Below are 16,654 nucleotides of genomic sequence, written 5' to 3' on the forward strand. Positions count from 1 at the left end.
GGCACGATGCTACGGCGCGGCGGCGAGCCCCGCGGCGATCTCGGTCAGCTGCTCGAGCACGGCCCGCACGGCCGAGCGCTCCAGCGTCTCGGGCCGGGCGAGGCAGTCGATGTGGCGGCCGAGCCCCGGGATCTTGAGCGGCCGCAGCACCACCTCCGGCGTGCGCCGCAGGTCGGTCGTGTACCGCGGCAGCAGCGCGACGCCGTCGCCCGCCGACACGACCGCCGCCGCGACCAGGAAGTCGTTGATCCGGTGCGGGATGCGCGCGTCGCCGCCCGCGAGGACCGCGATGGCGTCGATCGCCCGCTCCAGGGGGAAGCCCTCGTGCACCGCGACCCACTCCTCGTCGCGGAGGTCGGCGGGGCGGACGACGTCCTTCGCGGCGAGCGGATGGTCGCGCCGCAGCGCGAGGTCGAGCGGCTCGAAGAGGAGGGGCGTGGAGCGCACGGTCCCGGGCCACTCGGCGCTGCCGGCGAGCCGGTGCGCGACGACCAGGTCGTGGTCCGCGGTCAGCCCGGCGAAGGCGCTCTGCGCCACGTCGAAGTCGGCGAGCGCGACACCCGGCAGACCCGGTGCGCGCAGCGCCTCCAGCAGCGGACCGAACATCGCCAGCCCCGCGCTGTGGAACGCGGCGACCGAGACCGTGCCGCTCGGCTCCCCCTCGAAGTCCGCGACCGCCCGGGCCGCGCGCTCGAGCGCCACCTCCACCTCGACCACGGCCGCCGCGAGAGCGCGGCCGGCGGGGGTCAGCGCGGTCCGGCGCCCGTCGCGGAAGGTCAGGGCCGTCGGAGTGCGGCGCTGCAGCGCGCTGATCTGCTGCGAGACGGAGGAGGGGGACACCCGCATCGCGGCGGCGACGGCGGCGATGCTCCCGCGCTCGCCGAGCTCCCGCAGAGCCCTGAGCTGTCCGAGTTCCATGAGTTCCAACTTACGCGTCTGCGAAGAAGATGCAGTCTTGTCCTTCGGGTCTCCGTGCCGCCACGATGAGCCGTGCGCGCTCTCCTCTCCCGCTTCCGGGTCGACCTCCTCCTGCTCGTGGTCGCCGCCTCCTGGGGCTCCACCTACTTCGCGGCGAAGGAGCTCGTCACCGACTCCAGCGTGATGGCGCTGCTCGGCTCGCGGATGACCCTCGCCGCCCTGTGCCTGGCCGTGATCGTCGCGGCGCGGCGGCACCGGATCAGCGCGGCGGAGTGGCGGGTCGGCGTGACCATCGGGGCGCTGCTCGCGACGATCTTCGCGCTCGAGACCTACGGCATCGCCGGCACCTCCGCCACCAACGCGGGCCTCATCATCAGCCTGACGATCGTGATCACGCCGATCCTCGACTCCGCCGTCTCGAAGCGCCGCCTCCCGGGCCGCTTCCTGCTCGCATGCCTCGTCGCGGTCATCGGAGTCGCGCTGCTCGCGGGCAACGGCGCCCTCCGCCCGCTCTCCCCCGGCGACCTGCTGATCCTCGGCGCCGCCGTCGTGCGGGCCGTGCACGTCACGTCGATGCACCGCCTCTCGGCGCGGGCGCCGATGGACTCCCTCCGCCTGACCACGGTGCAGCTCGGCACCTGCGCCGTCGTCTTCAGCGCCGCGTCGCTCGTCGTCGGCGTGCCGATCCCCGAGTACGTCGCGGGGCTCGACCCCGTGGGCACCGGCCTGTTCCTCTACCTCGTCCTGGTCTGCACCGTCTTCGGCTTCCTCGTGCAGACGTGGGCGGTCCGCCGCACCTCCCCCTCCCGCGTCAGCCTCCTGCTGGGCACCGAGCCGGTGTGGGCCGCGGTCGTCGGAGTCGCGCTCGCCCGCGACCCGATCGCGCCGGTCGGCTTCCTCGGCATCGCGCTGATCCTCGCGGGCACGGCCTGGGGGCGCTCCCTCGAGCAGCGGACGGCACCCGACGTGCCGACCGCGGCGGCCGCTCCGGAGGCGCTGCTCGCCCCCGAGCCGGAGGACGAGCAACGGCGTCCCGTCGAGCGGTAGCCGGGTCAAGGGACTCGCGTGCGGCGTCCCGATGTGGGGGAATCGGGTCGGGAGGCGTCCGCCGCGGGCGCCGCCGGAGGAGGATCCATGTCGCTCAGCGTGCTGTTCATCGGCGGGACGGGCATCATCAGCGCCGCCTGCGTCCGCGAGGCGCTGCGGCTCGGCCACGACGTGACCGTGCTGAACCGGGGGCGGACGTCGCTCCGCCCGCTGCCCGAGGGCGTCCGCGAGGTGCACGCCGACGGCCGCGACCGCGACTCCGTCACCGCCGCCCTCGGCGACAAGACCTTCGACGCCGTGATCGACTTCGTCGCCTTCACGCCCGAGCACGTGCAGCAGGACATCGACCTGTTCGCCGGCCGCACGGGCCAGTACGTCTTCATCAGCTCGGCCTCGGCCTACCAGAAGCCGCCGCGCAGCCTCCCGGTCACCGAGTCGACTCCGCTCCGGAACCCCTACTGGCAGTACTCCCGCGACAAGATCGCGTGCGAGGACCTGCTCGTGGCCGAGTACCGCGCGAGCGGCTTCCCGGTCACGATCGTCCGCCCCTCGCACACCTACGACCGCACCGCGCTGCCCGTCGACGGAGGCTGGACCGTCGTCGACCGGATGCGCCGCGGCCAGGAGGTGGTCGTCCTCGGCGACGGCACCTCGCTCTGGACGCTCACGCACGCCGAAGACGTCGCTGTCGGCCTGGTCGGCCTTCTCGGCGCCTCCGCCGCGATCGGCGAGGCGTTCCACATCACCGGGGACGAGACGCCGACCTGGGACGAGATCCACCGCCGCCTCGCCGCGGCGGCCGGAGTCGAGCCGCGCCTTGTGCACGTCGCCTCCGACGCGATCGCCGCGGCCGACCCCGAGCTCGGTGCCGGGATCATCGGCGACAAGGCGCACTCGATGGTGTTCGACAACGCGAAGATCCGCCGCCTCGTCCCGGCGTACTCCCCCTCGGTGCGCTTCAGCGACGGCGCCCGCGAGATCGTGGAGTGGTACGACGCCGACGAGTCGCGCCGCGTGGTCGACGAGCGGATGAACGGCCTGTTCGACGCGCTGATCGAGCGGTACCGTCCGCGCCCGCTGTGAGGGTCGGGCGGAGGGGGTGCGCGAGTCCGCCGACTCCGCCCCTCCCGGCCGCTGCACCCCGCTCGGCTCCTCCGCCCGCGCCGGCGCCCCCGCTCAGCCGATCGGCTCGAGCCGGACCAGGAACCCGCCCGGCACTCCCGGCTGCAGCTCCTGGTACTCGGACGGCACGCGGTAGGAGCCCTCGCCGACCGCCGTCACGGTGAAGGCGTCGTCCGTGCGCGTGCCCGCGAGGAAGACGGTGTAGACATCGGTGCCGTCCTCGGTCGTGCGCTTCCCGGCCGCCGCGCCGACCCAGCGGTGCCCGCCCGGATCGGCCGTCGCCGTCTCCCCGAGGGTCGCGTCGATCGCGGCCGGGTCGACGCCCTCGGTGCGGATCCCGTCCTGGCACTCGCGCCAGACGCCCGTGAATCCGGGGTCGGGGTCGGAGTAGCAGAACATCATCGACCCGTCGGGCGCGACGTGCAGGTCGCCGTAGCCGCCGACCACCTGCCCGGAGACGGGGGCGGCCGTGGGCCCGGTCGTCGGCTCGGGGTCGGCCGGCGCGGTGCACCCGGCGAGCGCGAGGACGAGCACCGCCACCGCTCCCGCTCGCCACCTCATGTGCGCAACCTACTGGAGCCGCGCCCCCGCCCGTCCGTGTGCCGAGCCGGGAGTCGGCCGAGCGTCCGCCGGGAGCCGGCCCGCCCTCAGACCAGCCGGCGGCCGCTGAAGCGGTCGACGGGGGCGTCGTGCCGCATCGCCCGCTCGTACATCCGCCGGAACGGCTCGGTGAGCACGCCGTTCGTCCGGTCCAGCGAGTCCTGCCAGGCCACGATCTCCCCCAGCTGCGCGGCGAGATCCGCGCGGAGGGCCGCCTCGTCGACGGTGGTCGAGACGCCCTTCGAGACGACGACCCGGCCCGCGACGATCACGGTGTCGATCGACGAGCCGTTCTCGGAGTAGACGAGCTGGTTCTCGAGCCGCTGGCGCGGGGTGAAGTTCAGCGTCTCGAGGTCGTAGACGACGAGGTCGGCCTGCTTGCCGACCTCGATGCTGCCGGTGACGCCGTCGAGCACGGCGCTGCGCGCGCCTCCGATCGTGCCCGCGGTGAGCACCTCGGACACGGTCGGCCAGGTGGCGATGTCCGGATCCGTGACCTTGTGCAGGAGCGCCGCGGCCTTCACGACGTCGAGCATGCGCGGCGAGTCGCTGCTCGAGCAGCCGTCGGTGCCGAGGCCGAGGTTCACGCCCGCGTCGTGCAGCGCGCGCCACGGGGCGATGCCCGAGCCGAGCTTGAGGTTCGAGATCGGGTTGTGCGAGACGGACGTGCCGGCGGCGGCGATCCGCTCCATGTCGGAGTCGGTGAGCCAGATCCCGTGGGCGAAGGTCGTGTTCGGCGAGAGCGCGCCGATCCGCTCCATGTACTCGACCAGGGTCGAGCCGTAGGACAGCTCGCCGGTCACCAGCTGCGTCTTCGTCTCGAGGACGTGGATGTGGCACTCCGCCCCGTGCTCGAGCGCCAGCTCGGTCGCCCCCACGAGCAGCTCGGGCCCGCAGCGCTGAGGAGCGGACGGGGCGACCATGTAGCGCAGCCGCCCGCCTCCCCTCCCGTGCTGGGTCGCGAACGCCTCGCGGCTGAAGGCGAGGTAGCCCTCCGTCGTCGGGCGCGACGCCGACCGCGCCTGGTCGAGGATCTCCGCGGGCACGTACTCCTCGAGGAACGGCATCGTCTCGTGGAAGGGCCTGCTGATCACGTGGCCCGAGATGTTGGCGCGGACTCCGATCTCGTCGTACGCGTCGAAGACCGCGGCGAGCTGCTCAACATCCTGGTCCGGGTTCTCGAGCACGTCGTCGACCAGGGTCGTGACCCCGGCCTTCAGCGATTCGAGGGCGAAGAGCGACGAGCGCAGCCGCACCAGATCCGGAGCGACGCGGCTGTTCCCGAGGATCGGGTACGACAGCAGCATCCACAGCTCGAGCGGCAGATTGTCGTAGCGGCCCTTGTAGAGGTACTCCCACGAGTGGGTGTGGGCGTTGACGAAGCCGGGGACGACCAGGCGGTCGCGCCCGTCGATCATCTCGTCGCCCGGCTCGGGAACGAGGCCCGGGCCGATCGCGACGATCAGCTCGTCGACGATGCGGATGCTCGCCGTGATCGGGACGGCGCCCGAGACCGGGTCCATGGTGATCACGGCGGCGTCGGAGAGGAAGAGGGGCATGGCGGTTCCATTCGTGGTGCGGGGTGGGACGGGGCGGGCCGGCTCGCGAGGGGGCCGGCCCGCGGAGGGGCTCGGGCTCAGCCGCGGACGGGCTCGGGCTCCGCGGCGACCGGCGCGGCCGACTCCCGGCGCTCGACCCAGGCGGGAGCGTCCCGGCCGAGCAGGAGGTAGGCGATGCCGGCCGAGACTCCGCCCGCGAGCCACGAGACGTCGACGCCGCCGAGGGCGGTCGCGGCCGGACCCTGCAGGGCGGGCACCGAGCCGTTCATGAACAGCCAGGTCAGGGTCGCGCCGATCGCGAAGGAGAGCAGCGCCCGCCAGCGGACGTCCGGCAGCAGCGGCGAGCCGACGGGGGCGAACAGGTGCCCGAAGGAGCGGACGCGCGGCTCGAACACCGCGTAGTGCACCAGCACGATCGCACCCCACGGGGCGACCCAGCCGACGAGGCCGACCAGCCACGCGTCGAGCGTGGTGGCGAGGTCGTCCTGGAACACGAAGAACACCGCGGCCGCGAAGGCCAGCACGCCGACGATGAGGCTGAGCGCGCGGCGCCCGAGCCTGATGTCGAGGGCCTGGGTCGCCATGCCGAACGAGTAGATGTTGAGGACGTTGGTCGCGATCGGACCGTGCACCACCAGGAGCAGCACGGGGATCGCGAGGGCGCCGAAGTTCTCGACGATCAGCTCCCCGGGATCCACGGAGCCGTTCTTCGTCGCGAGGGTCGCGCCGAGGACGCCGAGCCAGACCACCGGGATGAACTGGCCGAGGACGCTGGCGAGGTAGAGCCCCCGCTTCGAGGAGCGGGGTCCGACGAAGCGGGAGTAGTCGCCGGCGTAGGCGAGCCAGGTGAGGCCCCAGCCGATGCCGATGGCGGTCATCACGATGGACATGGCCGCGATGCGGTCGCCTCCGGTGAGCGCGCCCTCCGCGGGGCCGGCGTAGGACCAGTCGATGTCGAGGAAGAACCAGGCGACGACCGACATGATCGCCAGCACCAGGAGGGTCGGCGGCACGGTCCAGCGCTCGAAGGCGGCGATCGCGCGGTAGCCGAGGAAGGAGATCGCGACCTGCACCGCCATGATCACCGCGGCCACCGCGATCTTCCAGCCGACGTTCGCCTGCTCCGGGTCGACGACGCCGACGGAGCCGAGGAGCGCGATGACCAGGTCGAGGACGATCCAGGTGTTGATGGCGCACCAGCCGATCACGACCACGGCCTGGATCGCGGCCGGGACGTAGTTGCCGCGCCGACCGAAGATCGCCCGTCCCACGAGCATTCCGGTCGCCCCCGTCCGCTGGCCGAGGAGGACGAAGAAGCCGAACACCGCCATCCCGACCACGTTGCCGAGCACGAGGACGGTGACGGTGTCCGCCAGGCCGAGGCCCATGTTCACGCCGAGGGCGCCGAGCACCCAGTTGATGGGGGCGATGTTGGCGCCGGCCCAGATCCAGAACTGCCCGTCGAGCCGGGCGGTGCGCCGGGAGTCGGGCAGGGGACTCAGCGCGTCCTCGGCGTCGGCGGTGCCGTGCAGGGTGTCGGTGCTCATGGCGGATCCTCTCGGGGAGGGGGATGAAGGGGAGGGCGGGGCGCCCGGTGAGGCTCCACTCTCGTGCGGACCCGTTTCGGGCGGCGCGTCCGCGTGTAAATTCGCCATGACGGGAGAGGACGTTCTGTATGGCCTACCTGCTGTCGGACGCGATGCGGGATCCGCGCCTCGCCGCCATGCTCCCGGTGGTGGCCGCCGGGCACGCGGCCGCCGAGCGCGCCGTGATCCGCTGGGCCCACACGAGCGAGCAGCTCGACATCGCGCCCCTCCTCCTCGGAGGCGAGCTGCTCCTGATGGAGGGCGCGCTCCTCTCGACCGACCAGGACGGGGCGGAGTGCCGCGAGTACGTGCGGTCTCTGGTGGATGCGGGAGTCGGCGCCCTCGCTCTCGAGCTCTCGCCGCGCCTGCCCGCGGTGCCGCCGCCGATCGTCGCGGCGGCCGACGAGCTCGGCCTCCCCGTGCTCGCCCTGCCCCGGCGCGTCCCCTTCGTGCAGGTCTGCGAGAGCATCAACACCCACCTCACCGAGCAGAAGTTCCGGAGCATCCGACTGGCGGACAGAGTGTCCGGTCTCCTGGCCGACGCGGCCTCCGGGGACGCCGGTGTCGACGAGCTCCTGCAGGTCGTCGCCTCCGCGACGGGCGCCTCCGCCTCGCTCGTCTCGCTCACGGGCGACGAGATCGCCCGCGCCTCGCCCGGGCCGGGCGTCGACACGGAGCCGACGGCCGGGACGTTCTCGAACGTGCTGCACGCGGGCGATTCCCTTTTGGGCACCCTGCATCTGCGGGCCCACGCCGACGCCGACCTCCACGCCGTCGCCGTCGCGCTCGACCGGGCGCCGGACGTCCTCGCGATCGCCGTGCTCCGGCACCGCCCGCCGTCGGTCACCGAGCGGCTGACCGCCCAGCTCTTCGCGATCGCATCCGTCGAGCGCGCGGACCCGGCGGCCGACCTCCAGATCGACGCCTTCCTCGGCCGCCTCGGCGCCGGATCCCGGGAGCGCTACCTCGGCGTCCGGGCCGACACCGGTCACGACGACCGGCGGCTCCGCGCTCTGCTCCGCCTCCTGACGGGCGCGGGAGCGGATCCCGGCCCGGTGCTCTGCGTGGTCGGCTCCGAGCTGCTGGCGCTGCTGCCGTTCGCCACCGCCGCCGCGATGGAGGAGGGCCGGACGGAGCTCCTGCGCCTCGGCGCCGCCCTCGACTCGGACGCTCTGCTCTGCGTCGGAAGCGGGCTCGGCGGGCAGGAGCGGGTGCCCCGGGAGCTGGCGGAGGTGCGCGGCGCGCTCGAGTGGGCGCCCGCAGGCGGAGTCGTCGACTCGCGCCAGTACCGCCTGGAGCGGTTCGCGAGCTCTCTGCAGGACGATCCGGAGGCGGACGACCTCGTCGAGGAGGTGCTCGGGCCCCTGCGCGCCCAGCGCGGCGAGCTGCTCGCCACCCTCGAGGCCTTCGCGTCGCTGTGGGGGAGCAAGACGGCGACGGCCGCCGCGCTCGGCATCGGCCGGCAGACCCTCTACGACCGGCTCGCGCGGATCGAGGAGCTGATCGGCCCGCTCGACTCGTCGCCGGCCCGCGCCCGGGTCGTCATGACCGCCGTCTTCCTGCACCGGGCGCGCGCGGCGCTCCCGGCGGGCCCGCCTCCGGTCGGGCGGATGTTCCCGCCTCCCGCCGAACGCTGACGCGGCCGGACGGGATCGACCGGCTCAGGCGGGCAGCAGCTCCGCGACGAGCGCCTGCACGCGGGCCCTGATGTCGTCGCGGATCGAGCGGACCTCCTCGAGGGGTCGGCCCTTCGGGTCGGCGAGGTCCCAGTCCTCGTAGCGCTTGCCGGGGAAGACGGGGCAGACGTCGCCGCAGCCCATCGTGATCACGACGTCGGAGGCCTGGACCTGCTCGGTGGTCATCAGCTGCGGGACGGCCTGCGAGATGTCGATGCCCTCCTCCGCCATCGCCTCGATCGCGATCGGGTTGATGCTGTCGCCGGGCTCGGAGCCGCCGGAGCGGACCTCGACGGCGCCGCCGGAGAGGGCGCGGAGGTAGCCGGCGGCCATCTGCGAGCGGCCGGCGTTGTGGATGCAGACGAAGAGGACGGTGGGGGCGGCCATCGGGGCTCCTGGTGTCGAGGGGCGGTGCTCGGAGGAGCACGGGGCGAGGGTAGCGCGCCCGGGCGAACGGCTCGCGCGCCTGCGGAGCCGGAGGAGACTCCGACGGCCGGGTCGGAAATATACCCCCCGGGGGTATGTTGCACCCCCCTGGACCGAACCGGAGGAGACACCATGACCGACCACGCCCACCACCACCCGACCACCTGGCGCGCCGCCGCCCTCGCGACCCTGCACTGCCTGACCGGCTGCGCGATCGGCGAGGTCCTCGGCATGGTGATCGGCTCCGCCCTGGGGCTGCCCGCCCTGGCGACGGTCGCCCTCTCGATCGTCCTCGCCTTCGTGTTCGGCTACGCGCTCACGCTGCGGGGCGTGCTCCGCTCCGGAGTGATGTGGCGCGCCGCCGTCGGCATCGCGCTGGCGGCCGACACCGTCTCGATCGCCGTGATGGAGGTCGTCGACAACACGGTGGTGCTCGCGATCCCCGGTGCGATGGACGCGGGCCTCTCGTCCGGCCTCTTCTGGGGCTCGCTCGCCGGCGCCCTGGCCCTGGCCTTCGTCGTCACGACCCCGGTGAACCGCCTGCTCATCTCCCGCGGCCGCGGCCACGCGGTCGTCCACGGCCTGCACGGCTGAGCCGCGCGGGATCTCGATGCGCCGCCTGCGACGGCTGCTCGACCAGCAGGAGGCGCGTGCTGATCGAGCAGCCCGGGCAGCAGGCGCCGCGAGATCCCGCCGGGCGTCAGCCCTGCAGGCGGCGGTAGTGGCGGTTGCGGACCGAGAGGATCGCGCCTCCGATCACCGCCGCGAGGAACGAGCCGGCCAGGACGCCGACCTTCACGTGGTCGTCGGACTCGCTGCCCGCGCCGAACGAGAGCTCGCCGACGAGCAGCGACACCGTGAATCCGATGCCGGCCACGAACGCCATGCCGATCACGTCCACCCAGCGGAGCGACGGATCCAGGCCGATGCCGCGGAACCGCGTCAGGAGGAAGGTGCTCCCGGCGATGCCGAGCGGCTTGCCGAGCACGAGGCCTGCGATGATGCCCACGGCGATCGAGTCCTGGAACGAGTCGACCAGGCCCGCGACTCCGCCGACCGTCACTCCGGCCGAGAAGAACGCGAAGACCGGCACCGCGACCGCGGTCGAGAGGACGCTCCAGCGATCGGCGAAGTGCGCGGCGAGGCCGTCGTAGACCGGGCGCCCCTCCGCGTCCGACCCCACCCGCACCCGGGCGCGCCTCGACGCGACGACCGGCACGGTGAAGCCGAGCAGCACGCCCGCGACCGTCGCGTGGATGCCCGAGGCGTGCACGAGCGCCCACGTCGCTACTCCGAGCGGGATCAGCACCCACCAGGCGCGCACGCCGCGCTGCACGCAGACCGCGAAGACCGCCAGCGGCACCAGCGCGAGCAGGAGCATCAGCACGTCGATGCCGGCGGTGTAGAAGACGGCGATGATCGTGATCGCGATGAGATCGTCCACCACGGCGAGCGTGAGGAGGAACGTCCGCAGCGCCGGCGGGAGGAAGCGGCCGACCACGGCGATCACCGCGACGGCGAAGGCGATGTCGGTGGCGGCGGGGATCGCCCAGCCGTCCAGCGCGGCTCCTCCGCGGGGCAGGTTCACCGCGGTGAAGATCAGGGCGGGGACGGCCACGCCGCCGACGGCCGCGACGATCGGCACGAGCGCCGTCTTGGGGTCGCGGAGCTTGCCGGCGACGAACTCCTCCTTGAGCTCGAGCCCGACGACGAAGAAGAAGATCGCGAGCAGGCCGTCGGCCGCCCACGACCCGACGCTCAGCTCGAGGTGCAGGGCCTCGGGGCCGAAGCGGAAGTCGCGGACCGCGCTGTAGAGCGCGGACGCGGGGCTGTTGGCGACGATCAGGGCGAGGAGGGTCGCGGTGAGCAGGAACGCTCCGCCGACCGTGTCCTTCTGGAGGGTCTGGCGGAGTCCCCGCCAGATCGAGTGGGGGGCCTGATCGGCGGGCAGGGGCTCGTGCGGCATGAGGGGTTCCGTCCGGAGGGGTGGGTGAGCGCGGGAACGCGGCCGCGGGCTCCGGAGGAGGGGCGGTCGCGGGTCAGCCGCGCGGCGGCGGGCAGCCGGCGATCTCGCCGTGCGCGTTCGTCCCCCACGAGCTGAGCCATCCGTTCGTGCCCGAGGCGCGCTTGGTCAGCAGCTGCCGGGTGGGGTACGCCGCGGCGGCGCGCGCGCGGGCGCGGCTCAGCGGAGGGAGGGTCAGGGGCACCGCACCAGGGTACCGGTGGCACCCGCGAGGGGGCCGGGTGTGCACGAGCGCTCGGAGGAGGAGCCGCCTCTCCCGCTGCCGCGCCTCCCCGCCCCCTCCACTCAGGGGACCTCGTGCCCCGGGCCCGGCTGCCCGCCGAGCAGCGGGCGCAGCGCGGTCGCGACGGCGTCGGCGCGCTCCTCGCCGCCGAACCACGCGTTGCCGGCCCGCACGAGCGGGTAGGCGGCCGCGAGGAGGTCGCGCCCCGCCGGGGTCAGGGCGATCCGGGAGTGACGGCCGCGGCCGCGCTCGGCGCCCCGGTCGAGCAGGCCCCGCTCCGCCAGCCCGGCGACCAGGGCCGTCATGCTCTGCGGGCGGACGCCGACGGCGCGGGCGAGGTCGGCCTGCGTCAGCCCGTCGGCCGCCGAGAGCTGCGCCAGCACGCCGAACTCGACCGGGCTGAGCCCGACCGGCGCGAGCGCGTCGCCGACCCGCCTCGCCAGGTCGCGGGCGGCGCGGATGACCGTCCAGGCGGCGATCGCGTCGACGTCGTCGCGGGTCAGGGAGAACTCCGAGGACATGGACCGAGCGTAGCGGCGTAGTCTTCGAGTATCAGTTAGTTGATACCTAGGAGGAATCATGAGCGACGTGATCGCGATCACCGGAGTCACCGGCGACGTCGGCGGCAAGACCTTCGAGCGGCTCGTGGCGGCCGGCGCGCCCGTCCGCGCGATCGTCCGCCGGCCCGAGCAGGCGGCGGCCCTCGCGGCCCGCGGCCTCGACGCGCGGATCGCCGACCTCGGCGACGGGGCCGCACTGACCGCCGCCCTCCGGGGCGCCGACCAGCTCTTCCTGGTCACCGCCGCCACCCCGCGCCAGGCCGAGCACGGCGCCACCGCCGTCCGCGCCGCCCAGGAGGCGGGCGTCCGCGCGCTCGTGCAGCTCTCCGGCGGCGATGCGGCCGAGCACTCGCCGCTCCCCTGGGGCCGCGCGATCTGGCGGACCGACGAGCGGGTGCGCGCCTCCGGGCTGCCCGCGACGATCCTCCACGCCTCGGGCTTCCTGACGAACCTCGAGCCCTCGGCGCCCGCGATCTCGCGCGGTCTGCTCCCGCAGACGATGGGGCGCGGCGTCATCCCGTGGATCGACACCGCCGACATCGCCCGGGTCGCCGCGCGCGTCCTCGAGGCGGGAGGGCACGCCGGCGCGGAGCCCGTCCTCACCGGACCGGCCCTGCTCGACGGACCCGGCGCCGCCCGCGAGCTGACCGCGGGCCTGGGGCGGCGCGTCCGCTACCTGCACCTGCCCAGCCGCGTGTTCGCTGGGCTCCTGCGCCTCGCCGGCATGTCCGCGTGGCAGGCGGAGGGGCTCCGCCGGCAGTTCGGCGTCGTCGCCCGCCGCGGCCTGGACGGCGTCGACGTGCTCACCGACGAGGTCGAGCGGATCACGGGGACGCCGGCCCGCTCGACGGCCGACTGGGCGCGGTCCCGCCGCTCCGTGCTCCTCGGGCGGGAGTAGCCGCGACCCCTGCACGCTCCACTCGGCACCGGTACCCCTACCCGCGGATCCGCCGCAGGCGCATCGTGGAGCCATGAAGCAGATCCAGTACGCCGGCGCGACCTTCCAGGTGGGGGACGCGGTCGCCGACGCACTCGTCTCCTACGCCTCCGGGCTCGCCGCCCACGGCCGCACCGACAGTGTCGAGCTCCCCGTGCTCGGCGGCGACGGCCACGCGACGGTCGTGACGCTGCTGCTCAACTCCGCGACGAGCCTCTTCGTCTCCGGCGCCGCAGGCCTCCTGCCCGGGCTCGACGAGAAGGCGGTCGCCGCCGACCTCCGCCAGCGGACGCAGTGGCTGGACGCGGTCCCGGCGGTCACCGCCGTGGAGCCGAGCGCTCCGGAGGACCTGATCTGGCTCGAGTTCCCGGAGGTCGCGGCCCTGATGGACCCCGAGACCGGCGCCCACTCCCCCGCGACGCTCCACCTCGTCGAGCACTCGCCGCGGCGCGACTCCCTCGTCTTCACCGTCGTCTACGTCAGCACCCTCGACCGCGACCTGGGCTCGGGGGAGATCCGCCGGCTGCTCGAGACGAGCCGCCGCAACAACGTCGAGCACGGCGTCTCGGGGATGCTCGTCTTCCGCGGCCGCCGCGTGATGCAGCTGCTCGAGGGCGAGGAGTCCGACGTGCGCTCGCTCTACGCGCGGATCCTCGCCGACCCGCGGCACGAGGGAGTGGTCACCGTCTGGACCAGCGTGCACGAGCAGCGCCGCTTCCCGGACTGGTCGATGGGCTTCGACGAGCTCGACCTGCCCGTCGAGCGGCCCGCCTCCTGGCCCGAGCCGGACCTCCCCGAGCAGTCGATCGACGCCGTGGCGGACGACTACCTCCGCCGCCGGTCGGAGGCGCTGCGGAGCGCGCTGGTGAGCAGCGACCCCCTCGTCGCGAGCCTCGCCGTCATCCTGCACGGGCACCGCCCCGAGCGCGTCCTCGAGGGCGGCGCCGGAGTGCGGCTGCGCTGCGCCGAGTGCCGCGCCTTCGACGCCCACGACAGGTACGACTCCTACCCCTGCGCGACCGCGAGGACCGCGATCCAGGCGCTCGAGGCGGCCTGACGCGAGCCGGGCGGCCGTGCGGGATCACCGTCCCGGGGCACTCCGAGCGCACCCCCCTTCCGCGGGTCTGCGCAAGCCCGTCCGCTCGCCCCGGCGCGCCTCTAGGGTGAGGCCATGACCGATCCCGGCGCGGCCCGCCACGACGTCCTCATCATCGGCGGCGGCAACGCCGGACTCTCGACCGCGGGGCGGCTGCGGCGCTACGGAGTGGACGACGTCGCGGTGATCGAGCCCCGGTCGACTCACGTCTACCAGCCGATGCTCTCCCACGTCGCGGGCGGCACAGCACCCGCCTCCGCGGCGACCCGGCCCCAGGGCTCGGTGACGCCGAAGGGGGTCGTCTGGATCCAGGACCGCGTCGAGACGATCGACCCGGTCGCGCACACGGTCACCCTCCTCTCCGGCCGCACCGTCGGCTACGGGCAGCTCGTCGTCTGCCCCGGGATCCAGAAGGACTGGGCCGCGGTCCCCGGGCTCCAGGAGGCGATGGACTCGCCGTTCGGAGTGTCCAACTACGAGTACGAGTACGCCCGCAAGGCGTCGCAGGTGCTCCGCGAGGTCCGCTCCGGCACCGTCGTCTTCACGCAGCCCGGCGGCCCCGGCACCTGCTCCGGCGCCTCGCAGAAGCCGATGTACCTCGCCTGCGACTACTGGCGCGCGACCGGCGTCCTCGACCGCATCCGCGTCGTGCTCGTCGTGCCGACCCCCACCCTGTTCGGGATGCCGCTGATCGACTCCGAGCTCGAGCGGAAGGTGGCGGAGTACGGGATCGAGGTCCGCTACGGCCGCGAGCTGGTCGAGGTCGACGCGGCCGAGCGGAGGGTCGTCCTCGCCGTCGACGAGCGCGCGACCGCCCTCCCCGGCCCCGACCGCGCGCGGCGCTCGACCGACGGCCCGCGCGAGACGCTGTCGTACGACGTGCTGCACGCCGTGCCCCCGCAGTCGGCCCCCGACTGGCTGGCCGGCACCGGACTGGCCGCCGAGGGCGACGAGGGCGGCTTCGTCGAGGTCGACCCGCTGACCCTGCGGCACCCGCGGTTCCCCGACGTCTGGGGGCTCGGCGACGCGGCGGCCACGGTCAACTCGAAGTCCGGAGGAGCGCTGCGCCAGCAGACCACCACGCTCGCGAAGAACCTCGTCGCCGCGCAGAAGGGCCGCCCGCTCCCCCGCGTGTACAACGGCTACTCCGTCTGCCCCTTCGTGGTCTCGCGGTCGAGCGTGGTGTTCGCCGAGTTCGACGACCGCTACCGCCCGAAGCCGACCGTCCCCTTCTGGACGGGCCTGGCGAAGGAGCGGCGCCTCACCTACCTCGCCGACCGCCGCGTCCTGCCGTGGGTGTACTGGAATCTGATCCTGCAGGGACGGGCCTGAGCGTCCTCTTCCGGACATGTCCGGAAGAGGCGCTTGCCGCTGCCGGAGGCGCTCCCGAGACTGAGGGGTCGGCACCACCGTCCGACGCGCCCCCTCGTCTCCTGGAGGACCCGATGCGGCCCAGCCCGACTCCCGACCGCTCCGGCACCGCGCGATGACGACCGCGCAGGACTGGGGGCCCTCGACCGACGCGGACTCCGCCGGCGGTCCGCCCGCGTCGCGGAGGCAGCGCGTGCGCGCCTGGATGCGCGGCGGCTCCTTCGGGCCGACCGGCCTCACCCGGCGCGGCTGCCTCCTGGTGCTGGCGTCGGTGCTCGTGGTGGCGGTGCCGGTCGTCGCGCTGACGCTCGCGCACGTCGACCCGCACGCGTCGCTGAAGGTCTGGATCCTGGCGATCACGCTGATCGCGCTGGTCGGAGCGCTGCTCCGGGTCGTCGCCGACGCCGGTCCGGACCCGCAGGCCGACCTCGACCGCGCGGGCAAGGCGGTCGGAGCAGTGGCCGCGGCCTACACGGCGCTGGCCGTGATCATCGACTGGGGGATGCTGCACCTCTGAGTCGCGGTCAGCGGGCCTCGTCGCGCGGGTCGTCCGTGCCGCCGGGAGCGCTGCCGATCACGTCCGGTGTGCCGCCGGTGCCGCCCTGCGCGCTCCCGGTCCCGCCCTGCGCCGCTCGCTCGTCCTCGCGCCGGCTGAGCCAGCCCGGGCCCTCGCGCCGCAGCCGCTCCGCCTCCGGACTCGGGATGGGCGGCGCCGCCGGCCGCCGCAGGAGCCGCACCTGCCGGACCGCGCCGAGCACCACTCCGGCGCCGAACAGCGGCAGGCCGAGCAGGAGCACCAGCCACAGCGGCGCGTGCCGGCGTCCGCCGCCGACGACCGCGCCGAGATCCCAGCCCGCGTCCGCCGCCAGCCAGAGCATCCCCGCCACGAAGACGGCGCTCACCAGCGAGAGCGCCCAGGGCTGCGCGAGGAGGAGCGCCTGCGTGCGCTCCGTGCGGAAACCCTTCGCCATGCGCCGATCCTAGGCGGGCGTCAGCCGGCGAGGATCCGGTCGACCAGCCCCTGCGCGTCGCCCTCCGCGGGAACGATCTGCACGGTGTCGCCCTCGATCGGCTGCATGACGGAGAGCGCAGACTCGACCCGGTCGCCCACGCGGAGGAGGAGCCGGGCGTCGGCCCCCTCGTCGATGGCCGCCTGCGAGCCGCGGCGCAGGAGGGCGGCGCCCGCCTCGTCGAACCGGACGTCGACGACCCCCGTGCTCGGATCGGCCTCGACCGCGGCGACGCCCGCGCGGGTGAAGTCCTCGGGATCGACGAGGACCTCCTGCCCGCCGACCGGGACGCACTGCGGATCGGAGCCGGCCTCGCAGAGCGCCGAGACGGCGACCCCCAGGCCGCCGACCGGCTCCGGAGTGGAGGCCGGGGACGCCGCGGGCGACGACCCGGCGGAGCAGCCGGCTAGGGCGAGCAGGAGGAGCGCGGCGGCTCCGGGGGCGGTGCGGCGGATCACGGGGTCTCCTCGGGTCGCGTCGGAGCGCGCCACGATACCGAG

General features: G+C 74.3%; 18 protein-coding genes. 8 read left to right on the plus strand and 10 right to left on the minus strand.

Annotated features, from left to right (window positions below):
* Positions 1–9: 9 nt before the first annotated feature.
* Positions 10–918: a LysR family transcriptional regulator gene (locus tag C5D36_RS10440; protein WP_104295777.1), complete on the minus strand. Its 909-nt coding sequence runs from the start codon at positions 916–918 to the stop codon at positions 10–12.
* Between the two features lie 72 nt (positions 919–990).
* Here C5D36_RS10440 and C5D36_RS10445 point away from each other — a divergent pair, with 72 nt between their 5' ends.
* Positions 991–1,965 (plus strand): DMT family transporter, encoded by a 975-nt coding sequence (locus tag C5D36_RS10445; RefSeq protein WP_219812592.1) that lies wholly within the window; start codon positions 991–993, stop codon positions 1,963–1,965.
* An 87-nt stretch (positions 1,966–2,052) separates the two neighbouring features.
* Entirely contained in the window at positions 2,053–3,048 is a 996-nt protein-coding gene (locus C5D36_RS10450) for an SDR family oxidoreductase (protein WP_104295778.1), read from the plus strand.
* 93 nt (positions 3,049–3,141) lie between these two features.
* Here C5D36_RS10450 and C5D36_RS10455 read toward each other — a convergent pair whose 3' ends face one another.
* The 3 genes from C5D36_RS10455 to C5D36_RS10465 form a co-directional block, all read right to left on the minus strand.
* Positions 3,142–3,648, minus strand: a complete 507-nt coding sequence (locus C5D36_RS10455; protein ID WP_146083735.1) for a hypothetical protein — start codon at positions 3,646–3,648, stop codon at positions 3,142–3,144.
* 86 nt (positions 3,649–3,734) lie between these two features.
* On the minus strand, positions 3,735–5,246 hold the full coding sequence (locus C5D36_RS10460; RefSeq protein ID WP_104295780.1) for an amidohydrolase family protein: 1,512 nt from the start codon (positions 5,244–5,246) through the stop codon (positions 3,735–3,737).
* A gap of 77 nt (positions 5,247–5,323) precedes the next feature.
* A complete protein-coding gene (locus C5D36_RS10465) occupies positions 5,324–6,793 on the minus strand; it encodes a cytosine permease (protein WP_104295781.1) in 1,470 nt (489 codons plus the stop codon).
* A 128-nt stretch (positions 6,794–6,921) separates the two neighbouring features.
* Here C5D36_RS10465 and C5D36_RS10470 point away from each other — a divergent pair, with 128 nt between their 5' ends.
* Positions 6,922–8,469 carry a PucR family transcriptional regulator gene (locus C5D36_RS10470; protein WP_104295782.1) on the plus strand — a complete coding sequence of 516 codons (1,548 nt, stop codon included), beginning with the start codon at positions 6,922–6,924 and terminating at the stop codon, positions 8,467–8,469.
* A 24-nt stretch (positions 8,470–8,493) separates the two neighbouring features.
* Here the strand turns inward: C5D36_RS10470 and C5D36_RS10475 are convergent, their stop codons facing one another.
* Entirely contained in the window at positions 8,494–8,895 is a 402-nt protein-coding gene (locus tag C5D36_RS10475; RefSeq protein ID WP_104222419.1) for an arsenate reductase ArsC, read from the minus strand.
* A 171-nt stretch (positions 8,896–9,066) separates the two neighbouring features.
* On the opposite strand from C5D36_RS10475, the gene C5D36_RS10480 reads away from it, so the two are divergent.
* Positions 9,067–9,528, plus strand: a complete 462-nt coding sequence (locus C5D36_RS10480; RefSeq protein WP_104295783.1) for a DUF4396 domain-containing protein — start codon at positions 9,067–9,069, stop codon at positions 9,526–9,528.
* A 106-nt stretch (positions 9,529–9,634) separates the two neighbouring features.
* On the opposite strand, the gene nhaA is transcribed toward C5D36_RS10480, so the two are convergent.
* The 3 genes from nhaA to C5D36_RS10490 all read right to left on the minus strand — a co-directional run bounded on the left by nhaA (position 9,635) and on the right by C5D36_RS10490 (position 11,701).
* Positions 9,635–10,900, minus strand: coding sequence for a Na+/H+ antiporter NhaA (gene nhaA / locus C5D36_RS10485; protein ID WP_104295784.1), 1,266 nt, complete (start codon positions 10,898–10,900; stop codon positions 9,635–9,637).
* A gap of 73 nt (positions 10,901–10,973) precedes the next feature.
* The gene (locus C5D36_RS16845) at positions 10,974–11,141 is read right to left on the minus strand and encodes a hypothetical protein (RefSeq protein WP_181027217.1); all 168 of its coding nucleotides are present in this window, start codon (positions 11,139–11,141) and stop codon (positions 10,974–10,976) included.
* A 101-nt stretch (positions 11,142–11,242) separates the two neighbouring features.
* Positions 11,243–11,701, minus strand: a complete 459-nt coding sequence (locus C5D36_RS10490; RefSeq protein ID WP_160035578.1) for a MarR family winged helix-turn-helix transcriptional regulator — start codon at positions 11,699–11,701, stop codon at positions 11,243–11,245.
* Between the two features lie 58 nt (positions 11,702–11,759).
* Between C5D36_RS10490 and C5D36_RS10495 the strand changes: the two genes are divergently transcribed.
* The 4 genes from C5D36_RS10495 to C5D36_RS10510 all read left to right on the plus strand — a co-directional run bounded on the left by C5D36_RS10495 (position 11,760) and on the right by C5D36_RS10510 (position 15,661).
* Positions 11,760–12,638 (plus strand): NAD(P)H-binding protein, encoded by an 879-nt coding sequence (locus C5D36_RS10495; protein ID WP_104295785.1) that lies wholly within the window; start codon positions 11,760–11,762, stop codon positions 12,636–12,638.
* A gap of 73 nt (positions 12,639–12,711) precedes the next feature.
* Positions 12,712–13,734: a BLUF domain-containing protein gene (locus C5D36_RS10500; protein ID WP_104295786.1), complete on the plus strand. Its 1,023-nt coding sequence runs from the start codon at positions 12,712–12,714 to the stop codon at positions 13,732–13,734.
* Between the two features lie 114 nt (positions 13,735–13,848).
* Complete coding sequence (locus C5D36_RS10505; protein WP_104295787.1) at positions 13,849–15,105, plus strand: NAD(P)/FAD-dependent oxidoreductase; 1,257 nt, start codon at positions 13,849–13,851, stop codon at positions 15,103–15,105.
* 154 nt (positions 15,106–15,259) lie between these two features.
* A complete protein-coding gene (locus tag C5D36_RS10510; RefSeq protein ID WP_104226999.1) occupies positions 15,260–15,661 on the plus strand; it encodes a hypothetical protein in 402 nt (133 codons plus the stop codon).
* A gap of 7 nt (positions 15,662–15,668) precedes the next feature.
* Here C5D36_RS10510 and C5D36_RS10515 read toward each other — a convergent pair whose 3' ends face one another.
* Both C5D36_RS10515 and C5D36_RS10520 read right to left on the minus strand, forming a co-directional pair.
* Positions 15,669–16,115, minus strand: a complete 447-nt coding sequence (locus C5D36_RS10515; RefSeq protein ID WP_104295788.1) for a hypothetical protein — start codon at positions 16,113–16,115, stop codon at positions 15,669–15,671.
* Positions 16,116–16,135: 20 nt separating this feature from the next.
* Entirely contained in the window at positions 16,136–16,612 is a 477-nt protein-coding gene (locus tag C5D36_RS10520; RefSeq protein ID WP_104227001.1) for a hypothetical protein, read from the minus strand.
* Positions 16,613–16,654 lie beyond the last annotated feature (42 nt).

The organism is Rathayibacter sp. AY1C6 (genome assembly GCF_002931535.1).
Taxonomy (GTDB): domain Bacteria; phylum Actinomycetota; class Actinomycetes; order Actinomycetales; family Microbacteriaceae; genus Rathayibacter.